Origin of the sequence: Rhodoferax sp. (assembly GCF_037143375.1) — a bacterium.
Lineage (GTDB): Bacteria > Pseudomonadota > Gammaproteobacteria > Burkholderiales > Burkholderiaceae_C > Rhodoferax.
Genome location: NZ_JBAWYV010000208.1, coordinates 1 through 4,343, shown reverse-complemented (window position 1 = coordinate 4,343; position 4,343 = coordinate 1). Strand labels below are relative to the sequence as shown.

General features: G+C 53.1%; 3 protein-coding genes and 1 pseudogene. All 4 read left to right on the top strand.

What is annotated here, in order from left to right; translation table 11 throughout:
- Positions 1-123 precede the first annotated feature (123 nt).
- Positions 124-1,020: a dienelactone hydrolase family protein gene (locus WCG50_RS17700; RefSeq protein ID WP_336900915.1), complete on the top strand. Its 897-nt coding sequence runs from the start codon at positions 124-126 to the stop codon at positions 1,018-1,020.
- Between the two features lie 93 nt (positions 1,021-1,113).
- Positions 1,114-1,908 (top strand): ZIP family metal transporter, encoded by a 795-nt coding sequence (locus WCG50_RS17695; RefSeq protein ID WP_336900914.1) that lies wholly within the window; start codon positions 1,114-1,116, stop codon positions 1,906-1,908.
- 89 nt (positions 1,909-1,997) lie between these two features.
- Positions 1,998-2,516 (top strand): hypothetical protein, encoded by a 519-nt coding sequence (locus WCG50_RS17690; protein ID WP_336900913.1) that lies wholly within the window; start codon positions 1,998-2,000, stop codon positions 2,514-2,516.
- A gap of 249 nt (positions 2,517-2,765) precedes the next feature.
- A pseudogene (locus WCG50_RS17685) lies at positions 2,766-4,343 on the top strand (hypothetical protein); the annotation flags it as partial.

Genomic DNA, 4,343 nt, shown 5'->3' with positions numbered 1-4,343 from the left:
CCGAAGTCGGCGTGGGCCCCAATTGGGACAAGGCACATTGACAGATAAACCTTTTACAGCGCCCTTGCTCTCAGTTATGCCTAGACTGCTGGGCTGTACAAAAGCCACCCAAGGAGATTTTTGATGCTACGTGAAGACTTCAAGACCGAATTCAATGCCCTGTTGCCCGGTGAGACCACAGAGCAGGGCGCCAATCGCCGCACCGCCCTGAAAGTCGCCTTGGGCGTGGGTTACGCTGCGGCCGCTGCGCCCCTGATGGCGCAAACTGCGATCAAAACTTCTTCGGAAGGACTCCAAACCGGCGAGATCAGCTATGAGGTCAATGGCTTCAAAGTGCCCGCTTTCTTTGCCGCTCCGGCAGGCAAGTCCAACTTACCGGTCGTGCTGGTGGTGCAGGAGATATTTGGGGTTCATGAGTACATTGCCGACACTTGCCTGCGCTTTGCCAAGGCGGGCTACCTGGCCATCGCCCCCGAGTTGTATGCGCGTCAGGGGGACCCGAGCCAATACGCCGAAATGGCCAAGTTGATGGCGGAGGTCGTCTCCAAAGTGCCCGATGCGCAAGTGATGGCCGATTTGGATGGTGCCGTCAAATGGGCTGGTGCCCATGGTGGCGACCTGGCCAAAGTAGCGATTACAGGCTTCTGCTGGGGTGGGCGCATCACCTGGTTGTATGCGGCACAAGGCCCGGTCAAGGTCGGCGTTGCCTGGTATGGCCGTGTGGTGGGCGCCAACACCGCCCTCACGCCTAAAAACCCCATCGATCTGGCCGCCTCGATGCGCGCCCCGGTGCTTGGCTTGTATGGCGGTAGCGACAGCGGCATCCCGCTTGATACTCTTGACAAGATGAAAGCGGTATTGGCCACCGGCACGGCAGCTTCAAAAGCGGCCCAGTTTGTGGTGTACCCTGACACCCCGCATGCTTTTCATGCCGATTACCGACCCAGTTTCCGTCAAGGCCCGGCTGAAGATGGCTGGCAGCGTTGCCTGGCTTGGTTCAAGGCCCATGGCGTAGCTTAGAAGAGCGATCGCCTAAAATCAACTCAAGCCGCCATGGGGCGGATTTTTTAATAAAATAGGGGTCTAGCCCCCGTCGAATATGCGTAACCAGCTATGACTTTAATAGCAATTGTGATGGGCACCTTAGCCGCCGGTATTGGTAGCGTGTGGCTGGCCGCGCTGCTGGGCTTTGGCGTGTTGGCGCGCTACACCCAGCACATGCTGAGTCTGGCGGCTGGTGCACTGCTGGCCACGGCCTTCATGCACTTGCTGCCCGAAGCGTTCGAGAGCCAGGCCAGTGCGGATGATTTATTCATGACGCTGCTGGTAGGGCTGGTATTTTTCTTTCTGCTGGACAAAGCCGAGTTGTGGCACCACGGGCACGAGCATCACCATCAACATGAAGCGTTGCCAGCGCATGACAATCATCCTGATCACGCCCATGCGCACACCCACCAAGCCGGCACCTGGGCCGTGTTGACCGGCGACAGCGTCCATTGCTTTGGCGATGGTGTGCTGATCGCTTCCGCATTTGTGGCCGATCTGCGCCTGGGTGTGATTGCCTCGTTGGCTGTGTTGGCGCACGAAGTACCGCACCACATGGGCGATTTAATGGTGTTGAGAGCCAGTACCAGCAACAAGCGGGCTGCTTTACTAAAAGTTACGCTGGCTGGCGCCGTTACCACTCTGGGCGGCTTGGTAGGGTATTGGCTGGTGGACCAATTACAAGACTTTTTGCCCTATTTTCTGGTGGTGGCCAGCAGTAGTTTCATGTATGTCGCCTTGGCGGACTTGATTCCGCAGTTGCAAAAACGTTTGTCGGCGCCTGAAACTGCTTCGCAGATTGCTTGGCTACTGGCAGGCATTGCGCTAGTGACCACGGTGAGTAGCTTGGCGCACGCACATTAAACGATTGTGTGATTTGCTTGGGCGCTCTGACGCAAGTCATGAAGTGAAGATATTATTGTTCTAATGATGAAAATGAACAAAGAGCAAATATGAGCGCGTTGAAAATATTGAACATCTGTATTTTGGGTTTCGGCTTGGCCTCGGTCATTGCGATGGTGGGGTTTGCCTTGGTCTACAGCGGTGGCATTAATGTTAAAAACAGCAAAAAATCATCCGCGTTGGGAGCTACCCTGCTGGCTGCTTGCGGCATGTGGTTGACGGGGCACTTCAGCCTTGGACCTCGTCATGAAGGTTTCGATCTGGTCATTACCTTCTCTGTTCTGTGGTTTTTGTGCTTGTTTGTATTCTGGACGGGCATCGCCATGGGACTTGGTTGGAAGCTCAGACACAAACGGGGTCATGACAGTGATTTTGGGCACAGTTCCATGCTGTCGATGCAATTTATAGATACACACTTGCACGAGTCCCTTGGCAAGCACCCCCCGAATTTTCAGGAAACTGAGATATTGCTGGTCAAACAACCCGCGCACATCAACCCGGATGGATCAAGCTCACCTGCAACAGGCGAGGGCGATATCAAAATACCTGTAACACGACATAACGGGTAAAAATCCCGAATTCTGCCTGTTGGAGCTTGGTTTTTGAGTCTTTACGTCTGTAAAGTTAATTCAGATCATCTTTGAACCTAGGAGATGAGATGTTCAATTGTGGAAACAATTGGATACAAACAACGGCGACCGCGGTTCTTTTTTTTGAAAATCATTCTCATTTATGAGGATAAACTGCTTTACAAATCTTTTTAATCAGATAGCTTGATGCACGACATCAAAACCCCACAGGAATGAATGGAGTAGTTGATGAAGAACAAAGCGACTGCCAGTAACGGCTGCGTTTCGTGGCCACAAGGCAGAGACGCTTTGGACAGTGTGTGTCAATCAGGTAATAAGTTGTTTGCTGCAATGCGAACTTTGTTTGCATTGTTGGCTTTTGCTCTGCTCCAACTAAGTGCTGTTAATCTGGCGCAAGCGCAGCAGCCAGGTACAACGTTTGATCACCTGAGCACCGGTTTTGTTCTCAGTGGTCCGCACGAGTTCATCCGTTGCGAGACTTGCCACATCAACGGCGTCTTCAAAGGCACGCCAAAGGATTGCGCAACCTGCCACGTTCAAAACAACCCGCGTGGAGCGATTGCCAAGCCAGTCAATCACATTCCGGGTACAGCTGCTTGCGATACCTGCCATGCCGCATCTTCTACGAGCTTTGCAGGCGTTGTTTTTAGCCATGTGAATGTGCAGGAAGCGACTTGCCTGAGTTGCCATAACGGCAATTTTGATACGGTAAAGGGTAAGCCGGTCTCTCACATTCCTACCAATTTGAGTTGTGGCGCTTGCCATAACACCACCGGTTTTATGCCTGCGATCAAGTTCGATCACACAATTCTCAACACGGGAACCTTTGCCTGCGCTTCTTGCCATGACAACTTGCGTGCCAAGGGAATGCCCAGCGGGCACTTGCCCAATGCGGCCGCAGTCGGCTGCGATACCTGCCATCAAGCATCTAAGACAAACGGGTTCACATCGTTTGGTGGAGGGCTGATGAGCCACAAAAACATAGTTTCTGGATGCGAAGCATGTCATGGACCCAATGTTGTTTCCAGTAGTTTTTATGGTGTGAGCAGCATCGTAGTGATGCCCTCCAGCAGCAGTCCTGGCCCCAATTCACATTTGCCAACAACAACCAAATGCGAAAGTTGCCATTTAAGTAGTACACCTTCTGGAACGATGTCGCCTATGGCCCTTAAAACAACGGGTCCAGGAACGGGTTTCCAGTTGCCTGCGCCGACAGCAGCCATGATTCACGGTGGGTCAACCGGTAATTGCGCTTCGTGTCATGAAGCTAATGCCGTTTGGTTGGGTGTAGATATGCCAAATTACGCGATAAACGGTAATTTGGGCTTCCAGACGCGTCCGCAAAATGCGCCTGGTCAATTCAATGTGGCAGATCCGTCGCATCCCGGAATAAATAGTGGCGATTGTGCTCAGTGCCACGCCGGATATTCTTTTGATCCGAACAACATCATCAAGCCTGGCAACCATATTCCTACCGCAGCAGCCTGTGGTACGTGCCATATAGGTACTGATTTCTCGGTGATGCCGACAATCACCGCAATTCATGCTAATGGCCCATCGACGACAGACACCAACTGCGCGCAGTGTCACAGCGCCGCAAATGCGGCGAAGTACTCCATGCCCACCATGTTGCCTTCACTCGTTGGTCCATCTGACTCACACGTAGCGCTGGGTGGTCTGGATTGTGTGAGTTGCCACGTGGGGACGGGCTCCAGTATGGCAAGCACGCCGGTCACAACGATAAACGCCAAGTTCAGCGGCTCTGCGTTTGATCACGGCACCACGATGACGACCGGTTGTGCGAGT